Consider the following 19353-nt stretch of genomic DNA (forward strand, 5'->3'; position numbering starts at 1 on the left):
AACTGCCGGGCAGCAGTACACGCATGACGGTGCGGTGGTGGAGTTTCGAAGCCAGGTTGTTGTACGACGGCGACGGGACTGACGACCGGACCGGGTGGCCCGCAGTGATGAGGGGCCGCCGTGAGCAGGGCCGCAGTTGACGCGGTTGCAGTACCAGCAGTGCTGTATTGAGCGGTGCCCTCGGTGAAGGCGTCGGGCTGCGGACGCGCGTGCCGGGGAGTGGCGCTGCGTGAGGCCACCAGCAGTTCGCGGTATCAGCAGTACAAGCAGTACGCAGTCCCCGTTTGTAAGTGATTGGTCCAGAGGGAAGAACGGAGGAGTCGAGCACCATCAGGATCGCCCGGGCGGAAGACACGGAGCCCGGGTACCGCAGGACATCGATAGGCAGGTGGTCTCCGGTCACGCATCCGCGATCCCCGCACCCCCGTAGGAGTATCGGGCAGCTGTGCGGAAACAGAAGGCCGGCGCAGCACTAGGGCTGGCAGATGGTGTTGCAGTTCCTTCGGGGCCTTGGTGCCGTACGGCACCAAGGCCCCTCCACGCGTTCCACAGAGAGGTGAGATGACAGCAGACGAGTCGCTAGGCCGTCTCGACGACGATGACTACCCCGCCTACACGATGGGCCGGGCCGCCGAGTTGCTCGGTACCACTCCCAACTTTCTCCGCGCCATCGGCGAAGCGCGACTGATCACACCACTGCGCTCCGAGGGCGGACACCGCCGCTACTCCCGCTACCAACTGCGCATCGCGGCCCGCGCGCGTGAGCTCGTCGATAAGGGCACCCCGATCGAGGCCGCATGCCGGATCATCATCCTCGAAGACCAGCTCGAAGAAGCCCAGCGCGTCAACGCCGAACACCGCCGCACCGGCGGGTCGTCCGGTCCATCGGCCGCAGCCTGAGGTGTGCGTGCCCGCCGGTATCGGCGGGCCATCACACCCGCGCATGGCCGGGCTGTGGCGCGCAGGGACGGTCCTCGTGTCCGAACGGTTCCACTGGCATTTCGCTCGCCTTCGGCCCCGGTCGCGGCGCGGCCACAGTGGGTGAGGCGGCTGGCAGGCTCCATACCCGGACGCCACGGTCAGGGCGTGGAACACCTCGTGGAAGCCGGACCAGCGGGGCGACGGGTCGGGGCGTTGGACGGCGCAGACCACCGCGCCCGCGGTGCAGAGGAGACCGCCGGTCACTGTCAGGGGGACTACAGCCGCACCGCCGGTGTGCAGGAAGTCGGGCAGGTAACGCACCGGTGCCCACCCAAGGGCCAGGGAGCAGGGGGTGTACAGCCAGCGGGGAGCTTTGACCCACGGGACGCGGAAGGCGATGTCGGCCGGCGCGCCCGTGTCGGCCGTGCGCAGCCGGAGGCGGGCTTCCGGGGATCAACGGCGATCGGTCTCATGGGCGGCATATCGTTGATCGCCTCCTGTCGGATCTGATCCGGCTCAGGCAGGCAGCTTGGTGTCGACGACGAAGCTGATCTCGATGACCTGGCCGGGGAAGGTCAGTTCGGTGACGCCGACAACCGTGCTGACCGGGCGATGGTCTCCGAAGTACGCCAGGTTGCCTTCCATCGTTACGGGGGTGCCCGCCCCGAGGCCTCCCCGGGGTCGATTCGTCTTCGCCGTACGGATCGGCGTCGTCCTGCCAGGCGGCGGCCTCCCGCTGCTCGCCGTGGACGAGCTCACGGCCTTGTGCAACACGCTTCAGTCGGCCGAAGGCGGCTCGCTCGCGCGTGCGGGGATCCGGAGGCCGTGCATGTGCCCCCACGCGAAGCCTGGCATTCCTCGCCTTCGACCTCCGGCGCACACTTCGACCTCCGGCGCAAACGTTCGACCCGCAGCTCCCGGCGACAGCCGCCACCACCGGCCCGGCGGGCCCACCGCGGTGCTGCCCGGCCTTCAAACCCCGGTGTGGGCCTTGCCTGCCATGCGCGGCTTCTCGCCGCTGCGCCGGGTGCGCTGTTCCCAAGCGGTGGTGAGCGCGGCGACCGGATCGGTGTCGGCGGGGGCGCAGGGCCACCATTCGCCGTCCTCGCGGGTGTAGGGATACCAACGGTTGTCGGGGCCGTGGCGCAGTTGGATGCCGGTGTCGCCCAGGGTGAGGCGCCCTCGCCATGCCTTGAGTGGCACGGCCTGCTCGGTCATGTCGGTGAGGGCCGCGGACAGGGCGGTGCGGGCGGCGGCCAGTACGGCCGGGGCGGCGGGGGTGGGTTGTTCGGCGACGGTGACGCCCATGGGGCCGCCGTGCCGCCAGGCGCGGGTCAGGCGGGCGAGTTCCCGGGGGCGTAGGCCCGTGCCCTGTTGGAGTCGGTGGAACCACTCGGGGCTGCCGTGGGATGCGGCGAGGCGTATTGCGTCCTGGCGCTGGGTGAGGGTGAGGGAGGTGGGGTCCCCGTGGAGGAGTTGCTGGGCGCGGGTGGCGGTGTCGGCAACCTGGCGCTGGAGCTCTTCCAGGTCGAGGCCGCTGGTGAGGGGTGGGGCCACGGGGAGGACGGGGGCGCGCGGCCCGGTGGGCAAGGGCCGGCTGGGGAGCGGTGGTTGCTCTTCGATCCAGCGTGCGTACGCGGCAGTGGCCGGGACTCCGGCCGACGGTTGTACGGGGGTGGGGCTCGCGGCCGTGCGGCGTGCACGCAGGGCGGTGAAGATCTGTTCGCGGGTGCGTCCGCGCAGGGCGAAGAGGAGGAAGGGGTCGTCGTCGATCCGGGCGGCGATCGCGTAGCACAGGGCGGCGGCGTGCTTGCAGGGGTGGCCCCAGTCGGGGCAGGAACACTCGGGGTCGAGCTCGGTGGGGCGGGGCAGCAGGGGGACGTCGGCGGTGCCGGCGTCCTCGACCAGGTCTTCGGGCATCTCGCCGTCGAGAAGGGCCGCGACGTGCCCCGCGCGGGCGGCGATCGCGTCGAGGAGCGTATCCCATTGACGGTCGGTCAGTACGGGGAGATGGACGGCGGAGCGGTAGGGGCGGGGGCGGCTGCCCTGGACTGGGGCCTTGACCTGGCCCGGGGCGACGATGACGTCGCCGACCATGCCCTTGCGGGCGTAGGTGCGCCCGCGCGAGAGGCGTCCGGCGTCGAGGGTGGAATCCTCCAGGGCCCGCACCCATGCCTGGCCCCACCAGGTGGCGGCGAAGGCGCGCTTGCCGCGTGCGGGGGCGCGGCGGGCCGCTGGGCTCATGGTTGCCTCCGCAGGGTCACGAGTTCGGCGAGGTCGTCATCGGTCAGTTCGGTCAGGGCCGCTTCGCCGGAGCCGACCACCGAGTCGGCCAGGCCGCGTTTGGTCTCGAGCAGCTTCGCCACCTTGTCCTCCACGGTGCCCTCGGTGATGAGTTTGTGGACCTGGACGGGGCGGTCCTGGCCGATGCGGTACGCACGGTCGGTGGCCTGGTCCTCGACGGCCGGGTTCCACCAGCGGTCGTAGTGCACGACGTGCGTGGCGCGGGTCAGGTTGAGGCCGGTGCCCGCCGCCTTCAGGGACAGCAGGAAGACGGGGGCCTCGCCGCTCTGGAAGGCGGTGACCATCTCCTCGCGGCGCGCCACCGGCGTGCCGCCGTGCAGGAAGAGCGGGGTGCGGCCGCGCTCGGTCAGGTGGCGCTCGAGCAGCCTGGCCATCTGTGTGTACTGGGTGAAGACCAGGGCGGATTCGCCTTCGGCCGTGATGGTGTCCAGGAGTTCGTCGAGGAGATCGAGTTTTCCGGAGCGGCCGGTCAGCGGCCCGCTCTGGCGCAGATACTGGGCGGGGTGGTTGCAGATCTGCTTCAGGCCGGTCAGCAGCCCCAGGACCAGGCCGCGCCGGGCGATGCCCTCACTGGCGCGGACGCGGTCCATGGTCTCGCGCACCACCGCCTCGTACAGCGAGGCCTGTTCGGTGCTCAGCGCCGCGATCCGGTCGGTCTCGGTCTTGCGCGGCAGTTCGGGGGCGATGCCCGGGTCGGACTTCTTGCGGCGCAGCAGGAACGGCCGTACGAGGTGGGACAGCCGCGCGGCCGCCGCGGGGTCCTCGCCGGATTCGACCACGCGCGCGTAGCGTTCGCGGAAGGCGGTGAGGGTGCCCAGCAGGCCGGGCGTGGTCCAGTCGAGCAGGGCCCATAGTTCGGAGAGGTTGTTCTCGACGGGAGTGCCGGTGAGCGCCACCCGGGCGCGGGCGGGCAGGGCGCGCAGTTCGCGGGCGGTGGCGGAGTAGGGGTTCTTGGCGTGCTGGGCCTCATCCGCGGCGATCAGTGACCAGGGGACGGCGGCGAGTTCGGCCCGGTCGCGGCGCAGCACCCCGTAGGTGACCAGGACGAGTTCGTCGTGTGCGAGGTCGTCGAGGTGGCGCTCGCCGCCGTGGTAGCGGCGTACCGGGATCGTGGGGGCGAATCTGACGGCCTCGCGCTGCCAGTTGCCGAGGAGCGAGGCGGGGCAGGCCACCAACGTGGGGCCCGCGCAGGCCGGGTCGGTCTGGCGGTGCAGGTGGAGGGCGAGCAGGGTGATCGTCTTGCCCAGGCCCATGTCGTCGGCGAGGCAGCCGCCCAGGCCGAGTTCGCACATGTCGGCGAGCCAGGCCAGGCCGCGCTGCTGGTAGCCGCGCAAGGTGGCCGCGAGCGCGGCGGGAGGGAAGACGGGTTTGCGGGATTCGGGGGCACGGATACGGTCGGCGAGCTCGGCCAGTGCGCCGACCGCCTCGCAGGCGACCGTCTCCCCGTCCGCCTCGGTCTCGCCGGTCAGCACGGCGGTGAGCGCCTCCATGGGGGTGAGCGGGGCCATGCGGCGGCGCTTGGCGCGGGCTACCAGCTTCGGGTCGGCGATCACCCATTGGTCGCGTAGCCGGACCAGCGGGCGGCGGGTCTGGGCCAGCGCGTCCATCTCGGCGTCGGTGAGTTCCTCGCCGCCGAGTGAGATCTTCCACTGGAAGTCCAGCAGGGCATCGGCGCTCAGCAGCCCCGTGACCGTGGAGCCGGGCGCGGACGGCTGCCCGATGACGGCCTGGGGGGTAAGCGCCTTGACGAGTTCGCGTGGCCAGTGCACGGCGACCCCCGCGCCGCTCAGCGCGTCGGTGGCGTCGCCGAGCAGGTCGAACGCCTCGTCATCGGTCAGGCGCAGCTGGTCGGGGGCGGCGTCCTGGAGGAGGCGGTCAAGCGGCTCCCAGGCGCGTGCGCCGCGGCGCAGTGCGAGGAGCATCTCGCTCTCGGCGCGCGGACCGAGGAGGCGTTCCGCGTCGGCGGGGGCCTCCCAGACCTGGGCGGCCTCGACGACCAGGGCCGGGTCGCGGGCAGTGTGCGCCTGTAGGACGGCGCGGAACTGCTCGCGCCGTCCGCCGGGAGGATCGACCCGCAGCGAGATGGTGACCTCGGCGGCCAGCGCCCCGTCGGTCTCCTCCGCCCACTCGCGCAGCTCCGGCACAGGGCGCGTCTGCCGCCAGGCGTACGGGACGTCACCGACGGCGAGCGGGGCGGCCGGGGTGCGGGCCAGCGTGTCCGCGACCGCGTCGCAGAACTGCCGGACCAGGGAGGCCGGTTCGGCGATGCGCAGGGGTGCCGGTCCGGGCTCGGGCAGACAGTGGGCGTGTGGCGGGAACGCCTTGGCCAGCCCGTTCAGTGCCTGGCGGTGGGCAGCCTCATAAGGGCCCGCACGCCAGGTGTCGTACGCCTCGGGGGTCAGCCCCGGATACAGCCGGCCGTCGGCCAGCAGCCACAACGCGAACCGGACGGCGGCCGCCCACGCGGCCGCCGACGGGTGCGCCCGGGGCGACCCGAGGGGCGGCGGCTCCGCAGGCTCCCAGCCCGCACCCCCGACTTGGTCCGGTACGGCCGGCACCGCGCCGAGCAGCGCGGGCACGGCCACCGCGACCGGCACGGCCCACCCCTGGACCGTACGGCGGCGCACCCCGCGCCCGTGCGGCAGCACCAGCTCGGCCGAGCAACGGCCGACACCTTCCGCCGGCTCGCCCGGCGGTGTGCGGCCCGCCTCGCCGGGACGCCACATCAGCAGACGGCCATGACGTGCGGGCTCCTGGGACAGGAACACCGCCGCCCAGCCGTCTCCCAGCAGCCCGGCCACCCACCGGACGGCCTCAGGATCGGCGAGCGCGGGCAGCCGCCCTGCCCTCGCCGCTTCCGGCTTCCCGATCGTCACACGCGCCATCGCCGAGGTACCCCCTCCGCGGGCCGCCGCTTTCAGCCGCCCGCCGCACTGTTCCAGGCCACCGCAGCACAAGTCGTCCCCCGACAGCAAACTCTGGCCATAGGTCCATCAGCCCATGGCCCCACCGACCGGCCTCCCCCTGCTTCGCCGGGCGCGATCGTCGTTCCGTGATCCACATGGCGTGACCGGGCTCACGGGGGGCGCGGAGCATGAGCCGTGGCCCCTGGCGGGAAGCCAGGGGCCACGTGGGTGAGGCCGGTCGTACGGGCCGTACCGTCAGTCCGCCCGCCCGGTCAGCGCAGGCTGTTCCCGAACAGCGCGTCCGTGGCGGGCGCGGACAGGTCGCCGGGGCCGAAGGCGAGGGCGGACGTCGTGGTCAGACCGGTGGACGTGCCGCGCAGTGTCCAGACCGCGCCGTTGTCGCTGTTCTCGGCGGTGGAGGCGACGGCGATGTCGCGGTGGCCGTCTCCGTTGACGTCGAGGAGCGCGGTGGTGGCGCCGAACCGGTCGCCCGACTCGGCCACTCCGGGTACCCCGTCGGTGTTCTGGTGGAAGACCTGGCTGCCGGTACCGGTGAAGCCGGAGGCGCTGCCGGGCACCAGGGCGAACGAACCGGCGTTGGTGAGGCCGCTGAAGTCCTCACCGGGGATGCCGAGGGCGATGTCGGCGTAGCCGTCGCCGTTCACGTCGTCCACGGAGACCGCCGTGCCGAGGCCGTCGCCCGCCTCCTCCGCGCCGTAGAGACCGGGCAGGTCCTGGTCGAACGACTTGGTGTTCGCGTCGGACAGGCCGGAGGCCGAGCCGTAGGCGACGCGGACCTTGCTGCTCCAGCCGTCGACGCCGACCACCACGTCGTCGAAGCCGTCACCGTTCACGTCGCCCACGCCGGTGCCCGCGACGCCGCCCGCGGTGTCGCCGGGGGCCGAGGACTTGGTGAAGCCCGACGCGCCTCCGTACAGCAGCCGGTTGCCCCAGGTTCCGTCACCGGTGTAGATCCACTGGACGATGTCGTCCTTGCCGTCGCCGTTGATGTCGCCGACGTGGCCGTTGACGATGGGCCCGGTGATCGAGTCGGGGCCGTCCTCGCAGCCGCCTGCGGTGGCGCAGGAGGCGTCGTCCTCGTCGTAGCCCCACCACTCGGACTTGTCGAGGATGTTGAGCACGGCGGCGGGCGTGCCGGTCCGGGAGATCGGGCCCTTCCACAGGGCGGCCTTGGCGCTCGGCGGGTCGTCACCTGCGACGGTGTTGTGAGCGAACAGCGCGAGGTCGGTCTTGCCGTCTCCGTCGAAGTCACCGGCCTGCGGGGCCTGCCCGTACCCGGCGAGGTTCGTGCCGCCGGTGAGCCCGGAGGCGGAGCCCCACAGGACGACGGAGCCCGCGGGGCCGCCCGCGATCACGAGGTCGCCGTAGCCGTCGCCGTCCAGGTCGCCCTTGGCGAAGGTCAGCCCGAAGCGCTCGCCCGCGGTCGCGGAGCCGGGTATCCCGCTGGTCGACCGGCTCACGAGCTTCTTGTTGGCGGTGGACGGTCCGCTCGCCGAGCCGTACGTGATGGCCACATAGCCGGCCTTCGCCTTGCCGGACACCGTGGCGTTCGGCGCCCCGATGACGAGGTCGGCGTAGCCGTCGCCGTTGAAGTCGTCCTGGACGTCCACCGACGCGGGGGCGGCCTGGGCCGGGGCTCCGGTGAGGGCCCAGGCGCTGAGCCCTCCGGCGAGCAGCACCGCGGCGGCCAGGGGCGAACCCAGCCGTGCGGTACGGATCCTGCGTCCTGCTCGGGACATACAACTGCCTCTCAACGTGGTCGAGTTCAACACGGCACGCGCCGCGCCCCCGCACAGTCGGACTCGGAAGGCAGGTCTCCGGTTGTACGCCTGGACGTCGTTGTTGTGTAACCAGCCGTACACCCGACCCCGGCCGAACGTCCGACGAGGCGTTCACCGGCAGCCCGCTCTCCCGCCCATCGCCGACGCGGATCTGCACACCATCGCGTTATGACAGTCGCTATAGACGGGTATAGCCTGCCGCCGTCTATAACGACTGTCATAGGAGGATGTCGTGACGATCATCACCGTGAACACCCCCACGGGGCGCCTGAGCCAGGATCAGCGCCGCAAGCTGGCCGAGACGCTGACGGACGCGGTCCTCGTGCCCGAGGTCGGGCAGTTCGCCCCGGCCGCGCGGGTCGGGTTCCAGGTGCACTTCGTCGAGCGTGCAACCGACATGATGGCCATCGGTGGACGGCTCCTGGCAGACGCCGGCTCGGATGTCGATGTCATGGTGATCGACGTGACGGTGATGGACGGAGACTGGCGGCAGGAGGTCCGGGCCGAGGTCATCGAGCGCGTGCTGGCCGCGATGGCCGACGCTTGCGGACTCGCCGAGCCGTCGCCGGCCTGGTGGGTCACCTTCCGGGTGATCGAGGAGGGCAGCTGGGGGTCGCGCGGCGGCGTGCTGTCCGCTCTCTCCCTCCTCGACAGCGGTGCGTTCACCGAGGCCAAGGCCGAGGCCGTACGCGCCGCGCTCGGCGCACTCGGCGCATGACCCGGGCCCGCGTGTCCGCGCGTCCACCCCTTGTCGGGCGTTCAGCCCTTGATCGCGCCGGCGATGAGTGCCTGCAGCTGCTCGGCGGTGTGGTCGAGCGGCTGTGTGCTGCGCTTGGCGCGACACATGGCGACCGTGCCCTCGACGGCCGCGACGACGAGCGTCGCGAGCTGCGTGGCCTGCTCGGCCTCGACACCGTGCTCCCGTAGGGAGTCGGCCAGCAAGGTCTCCCACTGACCGAACACCTCGGCGGCGGCTGCCAGGGCGGGCGGGGTCTCGCCGGCGGGGGGTTCCTCGATGGCCACGGCGAGGACGGGGCAGCCGGCATGGAAGTCGCTCTCGACGACGATCGCGCGCCACAGGGCGAGGAACGCCCGCAGCCCTTCCGCCGGCCCCGCTTCCAGCTCCTTGCGCAGGCTGCGGGCGACCCACTCGCCCATATAGAGGACTGCTTCCGTGGCCAGCTGCTGCTTGCCCTCGGGGAAGTAGTGGTACGTGGAGCCGAGCGGCGCCTTGGCGTGCTTGGCCATCTCCCGGATGCTCGTGGCGCTCAGGCCACGCCGACTGATCATGTCGGCGGCCCCGGCCACGATCCGCTCGCGCGATGGCGTACTGCCCTTGGCCACCTGTGCACTTCCCCTCTACCCCGCTGGCTATAACGACCGTCATAGCCTACCGTGGCCACGCGCTATAACGACCGTCATAGCGAGTGGCCGTCGAAGAGCGAAGGAGCCGCCATGCCCATGCGACATCGCCGTCGAGGCCACCGGCCGCGTCGACCAGCTCGCCCTGGCCGTCAAGTGCCTGGGCCCGGAGGGGTGTGCGAATCGGCGGGCAACCACTTCCGCCCCGGCGAGCTGCCCCTGCTCGACATGCGAACTCGCCGCCTCCGGCAAGGTCACCCCTGAACGGGTCGTCTCCCAACTGCCCCCCCTGGACACCCTGGGGTTCACCGTCACGGCATGACCGGCTCCGGATTGCCGTAGTAGGCGCCGGGGCCGTGTTTGCGGGTGTAGTGGCGCTCCAGCAGGTGGGCGGGCGGCGGTGCTGTCGGGGACAGGTACATCGTGTGGAGGGCGATGTCGGCCACGGCCTCGCAGATGATCGCGTGTTCCAGGGACTTGCGGGCCGTGGCGCCCCAGGTGAAGGGGCCGTGGCCCGCGACGAGGGCGGCGGGGACCTCGACTGCCTTCTGGTCGTCCTCTTCGAGCGTGTCGATGATGACGCGGCCGGTGTTGTACTCGTAGTCCTTGGCGCACTGGTCGGGGGTGAGGTCGGGGGTGCAGGGGATGGGGCCGTTGAAGGTGTCGGCGTGCGTGGTGCCGAGGACGGGGATGTCGCGGCGGGCCTGGGCGAAGGCCACGGCGTGGGTGGAGTGGGTGTGGGTCACGCCGCCGACGGACGGGAACGCCAGGTACAGGCAGCGGTGGGTCTCGGTGTCGGTGGAGGGGCGTAGGTCGCCCTCCACCACGGCGCCGTCGGACAGGCGGACCGTCACCAGGTCGTCGATCGTCAGAGCCTCGTAGGGGACCCCCGAGGGCTTGATGACGAACACGCCCGCCTCGCGGTCGACTCCGCTCACGTTCCCCCAGGTCAGGGTCGCGAGCCCGACCTGGGGAATGGCGAGGTTCGCCTCCAGTACCTCCCGGCGCAGGCTCTCTCGGACAGTGGTGGTCATCGGTGTTCTCCTTTGTGCCGGTGATACGTCAAAGGGCCTGCGCGAGCCGGTGGTAGGCGGCGTTCCAGCGGATTTCCTTGGCGAACTGCTCGGTGGTGGTGTTCTCGTCGATGGTGAGCAGTTCGACGCCGGTCATGGCGGCGTAGTCGGTCAGCGTCTCGACGTCGACCGCGGAGCTGAGCACGGTGTGGTGCGGGGCGCCGGCCAGCAGCCAGCTCTCCGCGGACTCGGCCAGCGAGGGGCGCGGCTTCCACACGGCCCGGGCCACAGGCAGACGGCGCAGCGGTTCGCTGGGGGCGACGACGTCGACGGCGTTGGCGGTGAGCCGGAAGCGGTCGCCGAGGTCGGAGAGGCCGACGACGACGGCGGGGCCCTCGGCCGCGTTGAAGACCAGGCGGACCGGGTCCTCGCGGCCGCCGATGGACAGGGGGTGGATCTCGCAGCGGGGGCGGTCGGCCGCCACGGACGGGCAGACCTCCAGCATGTGGGCGCCGAGGACACACGGGGTGCCCGGGCCGAGGTGGTAGGTGTAATCCTCCATGAAACTGGTCCCGCCGGGGCGTCCGGCGCCCATGACCTTCATCGTGCGCAGCAGGGCGGAGGTCTTCCAGTCGCCCTCGCCGCCGAAGCCGTAGCCGTCGGCCATCAGGCGCTGGACAGCGATGCCGGGCAGCTGGCGCAGGCCGCCGAGGTCCTCGAAGTTGGTGGTGAAGGCGGTGAAGCCGCCCTCGGTCAGGAAGGCGCGCAGGCCCAGTTCGAGGCGGGCCGCATACCGCAGCGAGTCGTGGCGGATGCCGCCGGGGCGCAGGGCGGAGGCGACGTCGTACGACTCGATGTACTCGTCGGCGAGTTCGGCGGCCGCCTTGTCCTCCACGTCGTCCACGACGGCGACCAGGTCGTTCACGGCGTAGGTGTTCACGGAGAATCCGAACCGCAGCTGGGCCTCCACCTTGTCGCCCTCGGTCACGGCGACGTCGCGCATGTTGTCGCCGAAACGGGCCAGCCGCAGGGTGCGCGAGGCGTGCCGGCCGACGGCGGCGCGGGCCCAGGCGGCGACGCGCCGGACGACTCTCGGGTCGGTGGCGTGGCCGGCGACGATCTTGCGGTCGACGCCGACGCGGGACTCGATGTGGGCGAACTCGCGGTCGCCGTGGGCGGCCTGGTTGAGGTTCATGAAGTCCATGTCGATGCTCGGCCAGGGGAGCGACAGGTTGTACTGCGTGTGCAGGTGCAGCAGCGGCCGGCCCAGGGCGCTGAGTCCGGCGATCCACATCTTCGCCGGGGAGAAGGTGTGCATCCACACGATCACGCCCACACAAGTGTCGGAGGCGCTGGCCTCCTGGCACATCCGACGGATCGACTCGGCGTCGGTGAGCACCGGCTTCCACACGACCCTGACCGGGATCTTCCCGGGCCCGTCGAGGATCTCGGCGATGCTTCTGGACTGCTCGGCCACCTGGCGCAGGACGTCGTCGCCGTACAGGGCCTGGCTTCCGGTGAGAAACCAGATCTCCTGGTTCGGGTAGGGGTCGGCGTTGGTTTCCATGAGGGTTCCTTTCAAGAGGAGCGGCTGATCAGGCGGACGCCTCGGCGCGGATGCGGCGCAGGCGGTGCATGACGTCGTTGGTGCCGCGACCGAAGTAGTCGTGCAGCACGCGGTACTCCGCGTACAGGCGCTCGTAGGCCGCCGCCCGCTGTGGGTCCGGCAGGTAGACCCGGCGGTGGACCTTGCCCATGGCGTGGGCGGCGGCGCGGATGTCGGGGTACGCCCCGGCGGCGACCGCAGCGTGCATGGCGGCGCCGAGCGCCGGGCCCTGGGTGGAGGCGATGATGCTCAGCGGGCGGCGGGTGACGTCGGCGTAGATCTGCATGAGCAGGGCGTTCTTCGTCAGGCCGCCCGCGATGATCAGTTCCTTCACCGGTACGGCGGCGGACTCGAAGGCGTCGATGATGGTGCGGGTGCCGAAGGCGGTGGCCTCCAGCAGGGCGCGGTAGACGTCCTCGGGGCGGGTGGACAGCGTCTGGCCGATCAGCAGGCCGCTGAGATCGTGGTCGACCAGCACCGAGCGGTTGCCGCTGTGCCAGTCCAGGGCCACGAGTCCGTGCTCGCCGACCTTCTGTTCGGCGGCGAGGGCGGTCAGGTACTCGTGCGGACTCTGGCCGGCGGCCGCGGCCCGCTCGGCGTACCCGGCGGGCAGGCCGGTCCGTACGAACCAGGCGAAGATGTCGCCGACACCGCTCTGCCCGGCTTCGTAGCCCCACAGTCCCGGCAGGATGCCGCCGTCGACGACGCCGCACATGCCGGGCACGGTGCCGAGCTTGTCGGAGCTCATCACATGGCAGGTGGAGGTGCCCATGATGGCGACCATCTGGCCGGGTTCCACGGCCGCTGCCGCCGGGGCGGTGACATGCGCGTCGACGTTGCCGACGCAGACCGTGATGCCCTCGGGCAGTCCCGTCCAGGCGGCAGCTTCGGCGGTCAGCGTCCCGGCCGGGCCGCCGAGTTGCCCGATGGGCTGGTCCAGCTTGTCGGTGACGAAACCGGCGAAGTCCGGGTGCAGAGCCCCCAGATAAGCGGGCGACGGATAGACCCCGTCCTGGTACTGACCCTTGTAGCCGGCGGTGCAGGCGTTGCGGACGTAACGCCCGCACAGCCGCCACACGATCCAGTCGGCCGCCTCCAGCCACCGCTCGGTGCGGTGGTAGATCTCCGGGTCCTCCTCCAGCACCTGGAGCGCCTTGGCGAACTCCCACTCCGAGGAGATCTTCCCGCCGTACCGCTCCAGCCACGGCTCCTTGAGCTCGGCGGCCAGCGCGTTGATCCGGTCGGCCTGGCCCTGGGCGGCGTGGTGGCGCCACAGTTTGACGTAGGCGTGCGGGCGGGCGGTGTACTCGGGCAGCTCGCACAGGGGCGTGCCGTCGGCGAGCACCGGCAGAACCGTGCAGGCGGTGAAGTCGGTGCCGATGCTGATCACCTGCTCCGGCCGCACTCCGGCCCGGGCGAGGGCCTCGGGTACGGCGTGGCGCAGGACGTCGATGTAGTCCGAGGGCACCTGTAGGGCCCAGTCGGGAGGCAGCCGGGTGCCCTCGGGCAGGTTTCGGTCGAGGACGGCGTGCGGGTAAACGTGCTCCGCCGACGCGAGCTCCTCGCCGTCGCGGACGCGGACGACGACGGCACGGCCGGAGAGGGTGCCGAAGTCGACACCGACAACGCAGGGTTCCTCAGCCACAGTGGCCCCACTTTCTTTCGCATGCTCTGTTCGGTATGCCGGTCGATGTTCGAGTCAACGAATGGCAAAGCCTCTTGGGTACGACGGGGAAGGGGGGCCCGGTCGTGACCGGGCCCCCAGGTGGGTCAGTTGACCCGGACGATCTGCCAGAGCTCGTCGTCGGCGCCGTTGGCCGTCGACTGGACGATCAGCGCGCCGTTGGCGGTGGAGCCCGAGGCGACGTCCGCCACGAGACCGCTGCCGACGTTGACGAGCTTGTAGTAGCCGTTGCCCGCGTCCGTCAGCGTCCACTTCTGGGAGTTCGCGCCGGAGGACGAGTTCTGGACGACGGCCGCGCCCGACGAGGTCGACCCGTTGTTGTCGAGGTACAGACCGCTGTTGACGTTCTTCACGGTCCACGCCCCGCCGCTCTGCGACTGGAACGTCCACAGCTGGCAGTTGTTGGCGGTGTTCACCCACTGGCCCGCCTGCTTGCCCACCGTGGTGGAGGCGCCGGGGATCTCCAGGAGCTTGCCGCTGTTCTTGTTGACCAGGCGGTACTGGCCGGTGGCCAGATCGGGCAGGGCGGTCTGGGTGAGGTTCCAGCGCTGGCAGGCGCAGCCCGTCGGGCCCCACTGCCCGGCGATCGTGCCCACCGTGGTGGACGCACTGGGGATCTCCAGAAGCTTGCCGCTGATCCGGTTGACGGCGGTGAAGCCGCCCGCCGGGTCGGGGGCGACCGCCCACTCGTGGTCGAGGGTGCCGTTGTCGTCCCACTGCAGGACCTTGGCGCCGTTGGCGGTGGACTGGTTCTCCACGCCCAGCACCTTGCCGCTCGCCACGTTGAAGATCTTGAAGTAGCCGGACGTCTGCTGGACGAACTTCCACTTCTGGTCGCCGGCGTTGTCCGCGTTCTGCTGGGTGGCGTAGGTGCCGTTGGTGGTGGAGCCGCCGGCGATGCTCAGCATCAGGTGGCTGTTGGCGTTGGACACGGTGTAGGTGGCGCCGTCCGAGATGCCGCCGCCCAGGTCGATCGTGCCGTAGGTGATCGGGTTGAGGCCGGTGCTGGTGAGGTGGCCGCCGCTGAGGACCAGCAGGCTGTGGCCGTCGGCCAGCGGGAGCATGCCGCGGCTGTAACCGCCGGGGACGGTGGAGGCGATGCGCGTCCAGGTGTTCGCGGCACCGTTCTGCGTGTTGAGGAACAGGTCGTCGCTGCTGTTGGCGCTGACCACGAGGGTGCCGTTGGCACCGCCGGTGGGCAGCCAGGTGATGTACGGGGAGCTCTTGGGCTGGGTGCCGTCGGTCGCCTTGAGCGGGATGGCGGTGGCGGAGCCGAACGCCTCCGGGTTGGAGGAGATCTTGTAGTAGACGGCGAAGCCGCCCTCGGGAGCGCCCCAGAACTCGTACGTCATCACGTAGTTGCCGTTGGGCAGCTTGGCGATCACGGGCATGCCCGGACGGTCGCCGTACGTCGAGGTGGCCACGTCGTCCACCACGGAGCCCCAGTTGACGCCGTCCGTCGAGACCTGGTGGACGATCTTCTGGCCGTGGTTGGGGTCCCGCTGGTCGGAGTAGTACACGATCAGCTTGGAGCCCGACACCATCAGGAACGGCTCCCACACCGGCGTCTCACCGTTGGTGGGGTCGGCCTTGCCGCCGGTGGCGATGGTGCTGACGTACGACCAGCTGGTGCCGTGGTCGGTGCTGGCGTACAGGTCCAGCTCGGTCGAGGACAGGTCGTTCGGGATGGAGTTGCCGGAGGCGAGGATCGTGCCGGCCGGGAAGTTGCCTATGGCGGTGGGCAGTTCGTACAGGAACGGCTGGTAGCGGTTGCCGAAGCCGTTGTGGGTGTCGCTGATGCTGGAGATCTGGCTCCAGCTGTTGCCGTTGTCGGTGCTGCGGTAGACCGGGAAGACGGGGGTGCCCGAGCTGTACTGCTCGAACGTGGCCAGCAGGGTGCCGTTGGACGATCCGCTGTGCTGCAGGCGCAGGGCGCGCGGGTAGAGCGAGCCGGGCGACGGGGCGTTCGACGGCGGGGTGTACATCGTCTGCGAGGCGCGCGAGATCGCGTGCGCCTGGCCGGAGGTGGGGAGGACGAGGGCGACGGCGGCTGCGAGCAGGGCCAGCAGCAGGGTGATCGCCTGGGTGCGGGGCAGGGCGCGGTGTCTGGCGCCTTCCCTGGTGGTGGACATGGGCGGCTCCCAAGGAATGTCCGGGAAAAGGGGTGGTGCAGGGCCCGCCGCCCCTGGGAGAGAAAAAAGAGGTCGGGAGCGGCGGGTGTCCGAGGGGATGCGTCAGCCGGCGCGGCGCAGCCGGATGACGTTCCACGAGACGGGAGGCAGGCTCGCGGCGAGGCGGCCGTCGGTGACGGAACCGGTGTCGGCGGCGTGCGGGCGGACCCGGTCGGGGTCGCCCTGGGTGTTGGCGGCGCGGATGTCGGGGTCGCTCAGCACCGAGTGCTCCACCGGCGCGTAACCGGGGAACGCCCGCAGGTCGAGGGCGAGTTCGACGTTCTCGCTCTGATGCCGGTTGACGGCGAAGACGGTGAGCTCGTCGGCGCCGTCCGCCTCCGCGATGTGCGTGGCCACGGCGTCGACGACGGGGACCTCGCCGAAACGCTTCGTCTCGTACACCGGCGCGACCGGCTCCACCCGAAGAACGGTGCCGCGGGCGTGGCGGGCCGCCTGGGCGAAGGGGTGGAAGGTGGTCTGCCGCCAGCTCGGGCCGCCCGGTTCACTGCGGATGGGCGCGATGACGTTGACGAGCTGGGCGAGGCAGGCGGCGGTGACGCGGTCGCTGTGCCGCAGCAGGCTGATCAGCAGCCCGCCGAGGACGACGGCGTCGGCGACGTTGTACTCGTCCTCGATGACCCGCGGGGCCACGGCCCACTCGGCGGGCTTGTCCTGCGATTCGAAGCGGGACTGGTACCAGACGTTCCACTCGTCGAAGGAGAGGTTGATCCGCTTCTTCCGGCGCAGCTTGGCGCGTACGTGGTCGGCTGTGGCGACCACGGACTCGACGAAGTGGTCCATGTCGACGCCGGAGGCCAGGAAGCTGCCGAGGTCGCCGTCGAGCTCCTCGTAGTAGGCGTGGCAGGAGATGTAGTCGACCTGGTCGTACGCCTCTTCCAGGACGGTGGCCTCCCAGGAGCCGAAGGTCGGCATCGAGGAGCTGGAGCTGCCGCAGGCCACCAGCTGCAGCGTGGGGTCGACCATGCGCATGGCGCGGGCGGTCTCGGCGGCGATACGGCCGTACTCGACGGCGGTCTTGTGGCCGGTCTGCCAGGGGCCGTCCATCTCGTTGCCCAGGCACCACATGCGGATGCCGAAGGGGTCGGGGGCGCCGTTCTTGATCCGCTGGTCGGACCAGGCGGTCCCGCCCGGGTGGTTGCAGTACTCGAGCAGGTCCAGGGCCTCGGCGACGCCCCGGGTGCCGAGGTTGACGGCCATCATGGGCTCGACGCCGGCCTTCTCGGCCCAGCGCTGGAACTCGTGCAGGCCGAAGGCGTTGGTCTCGGTGCTGTGCCAGGCGAGGTCGAGGCGGGTGGGGCGTTCGGCGACCGGGCCGACGCTGTCCTCCCAGCGGAAGCCGGAGACGAAGTTGCCGCCGGGATAGCGCACGGCGGTCACGCCCAGCTCGCGCACCAGGTCCAGGACGTCACGGCGCAGGCCGTCCTCGTCGGCGTACTGGTGGCCGGGCTCGTAGATGCCGGTGTAGACGCAGCGGCCCATGTGCTCGACGAACGAGCCGAAGGTACGGGGACTCACGTCGGCGACGCGGAAGGCGGGGTCGACGGTCAGGGAGGCGTGCAGCATGAAGGTCGCTCCGGGAGGTGCGCGAAGAAGAAGGGGAAGGGGCGGGCCCGCTGGGTCACTTGAGGCTTCCGACGGTCAGACCGCCGCGCCAGTACCGCTGGAGGAGGAGGAAGGCGACGATCAGCGGGAGGACCGCCACGAGAGAACCCGCGATGACGAGGGTGAACAGCGCGTTGGCGCCGGACTGGACCTGCGCTCCCTGGTACCACGACTGCAGGCCGACGGTGAGCGGGAACAGCTTGTCGTTGTTGAGCATCACCAGTGGCAGGAAGAAGTTGTTCCAGGTGCCGACCATGGAGAACAGCAGCACGGTGACGAGCGCGGGCTTCAGTGTCGGCAGCGCGACGGAGAACAGCACCCGCAGCTCGCCGGCGCCGTCGACGCGGGCCGCCTCCAGCAGCTCGTCCGGCAGCGACTCCTGGACGTACACCCGCACCAGGTAGACGCCGAACGGGTTGAGCAGCGAGGGCAGGATGACCGCCCACATGGTGTTGGTCAGCGCCACCTTGCTCAGCAGCAGATAGGTGGGGATGGCCAGCGCGGTCGCGGGCACCATGATGGCGCCGAGGAGGCTGGAGAAGAGCAGGTTCCGGCCCGGGAAGCGGTACTTGGCGAAGGCGTAGCCCGCGAAGGTCGCCACGGCGGTGGCGCCCACCCCGCTGACGCCCGCGTAGATCGCGGTGTTGCCCATCCAGCGCAGGTACTCACCGTCGTTGTAGGTGAACAGCTGCTGGAGGTTGGTGAAGAAGGAGCCCGGCGAGTGGAACCACAGGGCGGCGGTGGAGAACAGGGCGTCGTTGTTCTTGGTGGCGGCGACGACCAGCCACCAGAACGGCATCAGGAAGTACAGGATCATCGCCACCATCACCGCGTTGACGGTGACGCGCCCTCGGGTGGAGGACGTACGGCGGGGCGCCGGGACGGCGACGGCGGGGGCGGGGGCAGTGGCGGTGGTCACTTCAGTCCGCTCCTTTTGCGCGCGGCGAACAGGAAGAGGTAGGAGCCGATGAAGACCACCGCTCCGAGGGAGAAGGAGATGGCGGCGGAGTAGTTGAACTCCGAGTACTGGAAGGCGAGGGTGTAGGCGTAGAGGTTGGGCGTGTAGTCCGGGGTGATCACGGAGGAGGCGGTCGGCTCCAGGACCCGCGGTTCGGTGAAGAACTGCAGGGTGCCGATGATGGTGAACATCAGCGTGAGCACCAGAGCCGAGGAGATCATCGGGATCTTGATGCGCAGGGCCGTCTGGATCTGGCCGGCGCCGTCGAGCTTCGCCGCCTCGTACACCTCGCGCGGCAGGCCCTGCAGGGCCGCGTACAGGACGATCATGTTGTAGCCGGTCCACTGCCAGGTCACGATGTTGCCCAGCGAGGTCAGCATCAGGCTGTGGCCCAGGAGGTCGACCTTCCCCAGGCCGAGGGCGTCGCTGAGGGAGTGCACCGGGCCGAAGGTCGGGCTGTACAGGAAGCCCCACATCAGGGCGCCGATCACCGCGGGCACGGCGTACGGCATGAACAGCGTCATCCGGAACACCTTGGCGAGCCTGCTGGTCACCTCGTCGATGATCAGGGCCCCGAGCAGCGCCAGACCGAGCATGACCGGGATCTGCACCAGGCCGAAGACCGCCACGCGGCGCACACCGGACAGGAAGTGCGGGTCGGTGAAGGTCTCCTTGTAGTTGGCGAACCAGCTGAAGTGGTCACCGCCGACCAGGGTGGAGGTCCGAAGGCTCAACCAGAAGGCGTACGTCAGCGGTGCCACCAGGAAGGCCAGGAAGAGCAGGGTGAACGGGGCGATCAGCAGCAGGCCCATGCCCTTGTGGCGGGTGCGGGTGGACAGCCCTTGGGTGCGTCGGCCGCGCTTGTCGCCGGCCGCCCGGATGCCACGTCCTTCGGCGGGAGCGGCCCTTGGTGGTGCGACCACTGGTCCCTGCTGTCGGAGCAGGCTCATCACATCTCCTTGCGCGTCGTGCGGGCCCCCGCCGACGGCGGACAGATGACGCC

At 70.8% G+C, this 19353-nt stretch carries 13 protein-coding genes and 3 pseudogenes; 3 read left to right on the top strand and 13 right to left on the bottom strand.

Annotation, left to right across the window (positions count from 1 at the left end; all coding sequences use genetic code 11):
* Positions 1–561: 561 nt before the first annotated feature.
* Positions 562–900, top strand: coding sequence for a MerR family transcriptional regulator (locus PV419_RS11135; RefSeq protein ID WP_319687805.1), 339 nt, complete (start codon positions 562–564; stop codon positions 898–900).
* A 168-nt stretch (positions 901–1068) separates the two neighbouring features.
* Here PV419_RS11135 and PV419_RS11140 read toward each other — a convergent pair.
* The 5 genes and pseudogenes from PV419_RS11140 to PV419_RS11160 form a co-directional block, all read right to left on the bottom strand.
* Positions 1069–1338: pseudogene (locus PV419_RS11140) on the bottom strand (hemolysin III family protein); the annotation flags it as partial.
* Between the two features lie 99 nt (positions 1339–1437).
* Positions 1438–1563 (bottom strand): annotated as a pseudogene (locus tag PV419_RS11145) (RidA family protein); the annotation flags it as partial.
* Between the two features lie 330 nt (positions 1564–1893).
* Positions 1894–3165 (bottom strand): SWIM zinc finger family protein, encoded by a 1272-nt coding sequence (locus tag PV419_RS11150; RefSeq protein ID WP_319687806.1) that lies wholly within the window; start codon positions 3163–3165, stop codon positions 1894–1896.
* Positions 3162–6110 (bottom strand): DEAD/DEAH box helicase, encoded by a 2949-nt coding sequence (locus PV419_RS11155; RefSeq protein WP_319687807.1) that lies wholly within the window; start codon positions 6108–6110, stop codon positions 3162–3164. Before PV419_RS11155 ends, PV419_RS11150 begins: the two co-directional genes overlap by 4 nt.
* Before the next feature lie 293 nt (positions 6111–6403).
* The gene (locus tag PV419_RS11160; RefSeq protein WP_319687808.1) at positions 6404–7891 is read right to left on the bottom strand and encodes an FG-GAP-like repeat-containing protein; all 1488 of its coding nucleotides are present in this window, start codon (positions 7889–7891) and stop codon (positions 6404–6406) included.
* A gap of 274 nt (positions 7892–8165) precedes the next feature.
* Here PV419_RS11160 and PV419_RS11165 point away from each other — a divergent pair, with 274 nt between their 5' ends.
* Entirely contained in the window at positions 8166–8651 is a 486-nt protein-coding gene (locus tag PV419_RS11165; RefSeq protein ID WP_319687809.1) for a tautomerase enzyme, read from the top strand.
* Positions 8652–8692: 41 nt separating this feature from the next.
* On the opposite strand, the gene PV419_RS11170 is transcribed toward PV419_RS11165, so the two are convergent.
* The gene (locus PV419_RS11170; RefSeq protein ID WP_319687810.1) at positions 8693–9277 is read right to left on the bottom strand and encodes a TetR/AcrR family transcriptional regulator; all 585 of its coding nucleotides are present in this window, start codon (positions 9275–9277) and stop codon (positions 8693–8695) included.
* 121 nt (positions 9278–9398) lie between these two features.
* Between PV419_RS11170 and PV419_RS53240 the strand changes: the two are divergent.
* Positions 9399–9617, top strand: a pseudogene (locus PV419_RS53240) (dehydrogenase); the annotation flags it as partial.
* Here the strand turns inward: PV419_RS53240 and araD are convergent.
* The 7 genes from araD to PV419_RS11205 all read right to left on the bottom strand — a co-directional run bounded on the left by araD (position 9607) and on the right by PV419_RS11205 (position 19300).
* Positions 9607–10329, bottom strand: coding sequence for an L-ribulose-5-phosphate 4-epimerase AraD (gene araD, locus PV419_RS11175; protein ID WP_319687811.1), 723 nt, complete (start codon positions 10327–10329; stop codon positions 9607–9609). The pseudogene PV419_RS53240 and the gene araD overlap by 11 nt on opposite strands.
* Before the next feature lie 28 nt (positions 10330–10357).
* Entirely contained in the window at positions 10358–11875 is a 1518-nt protein-coding gene (gene araA, locus PV419_RS11180; protein WP_319687812.1) for an L-arabinose isomerase, read from the bottom strand.
* Positions 11876–11903: 28 nt separating this feature from the next.
* The gene (gene araB / locus PV419_RS11185) at positions 11904–13559 is read right to left on the bottom strand and encodes a ribulokinase (protein WP_319687813.1); all 1656 of its coding nucleotides are present in this window, start codon (positions 13557–13559) and stop codon (positions 11904–11906) included.
* A 125-nt stretch (positions 13560–13684) separates the two neighbouring features.
* Positions 13685–15730, bottom strand: a complete 2046-nt coding sequence (locus PV419_RS11190; RefSeq protein ID WP_319687814.1) for an RICIN domain-containing protein — start codon at positions 15728–15730, stop codon at positions 13685–13687.
* 102 nt (positions 15731–15832) lie between these two features.
* The gene (locus PV419_RS11195; protein WP_319687815.1) at positions 15833–17353 is read right to left on the bottom strand and encodes an alpha-N-arabinofuranosidase; all 1521 of its coding nucleotides are present in this window, start codon (positions 17351–17353) and stop codon (positions 15833–15835) included.
* Positions 17354–17408: 55 nt separating this feature from the next.
* Positions 17409–18311 carry a carbohydrate ABC transporter permease gene (locus PV419_RS11200; RefSeq protein ID WP_319687816.1) on the bottom strand — a complete coding sequence of 301 codons (903 nt, stop codon included), beginning with the start codon at positions 18309–18311 and terminating at the stop codon, positions 17409–17411.
* Positions 18308–19300, bottom strand: a complete 993-nt coding sequence (locus PV419_RS11205) for a sugar ABC transporter permease (RefSeq protein WP_319687817.1) — start codon at positions 19298–19300, stop codon at positions 18308–18310. The genes PV419_RS11200 and PV419_RS11205 overlap by 4 nt, the downstream gene beginning before the upstream one ends.
* Positions 19301–19353: the final 53 nt, after the last annotated feature.

Source organism: Streptomyces sp. ME19-01-6 (assembly GCF_033793745.1).
Lineage (GTDB): Bacteria > Actinomycetota > Actinomycetes > Streptomycetales > Streptomycetaceae > Streptomyces.

Excerpts from the sequence above, each read along its gene's own strand:
- PV419_RS11135 (WP_319687805.1), top strand. The coding sequence starts at position 562 with ATGACAGCAGACGAGTCGCTAGGCCGTCTCGACGACGATGACTACCCC.
- PV419_RS11150 (WP_319687806.1), bottom strand. The coding sequence starts at position 3,165 with ATGAGCCCAGCGGCCCGCCGCGCCCCCGCACGCGGCAAGCGCGCCTTC.
- PV419_RS11155 (WP_319687807.1), bottom strand. The coding sequence starts at position 6,110 with ATGGCGCGTGTGACGATCGGGAAGCCGGAAGCGGCGAGGGCAGGGCGG.
- PV419_RS11160 (WP_319687808.1), bottom strand. The coding sequence starts at position 7,891 with ATGTCCCGAGCAGGACGCAGGATCCGTACCGCACGGCTGGGTTCGCCC.
- araD (WP_319687811.1), bottom strand. The coding sequence starts at position 10,329 with ATGACCACCACTGTCCGAGAGAGCCTGCGCCGGGAGGTACTGGAGGCG.
- araA (WP_319687812.1), bottom strand. The coding sequence starts at position 11,875 with ATGGAAACCAACGCCGACCCCTACCCGAACCAGGAGATCTGGTTTCTC.
- PV419_RS11190 (WP_319687814.1), bottom strand. The coding sequence starts at position 15,730 with ATGTCCACCACCAGGGAAGGCGCCAGACACCGCGCCCTGCCCCGCACC.
- PV419_RS11195 (WP_319687815.1), bottom strand. The coding sequence starts at position 17,353 with ATGCTGCACGCCTCCCTGACCGTCGACCCCGCCTTCCGCGTCGCCGAC.
- PV419_RS11205 (WP_319687817.1), bottom strand. The coding sequence starts at position 19,300 with ATGAGCCTGCTCCGACAGCAGGGACCAGTGGTCGCACCACCAAGGGCC.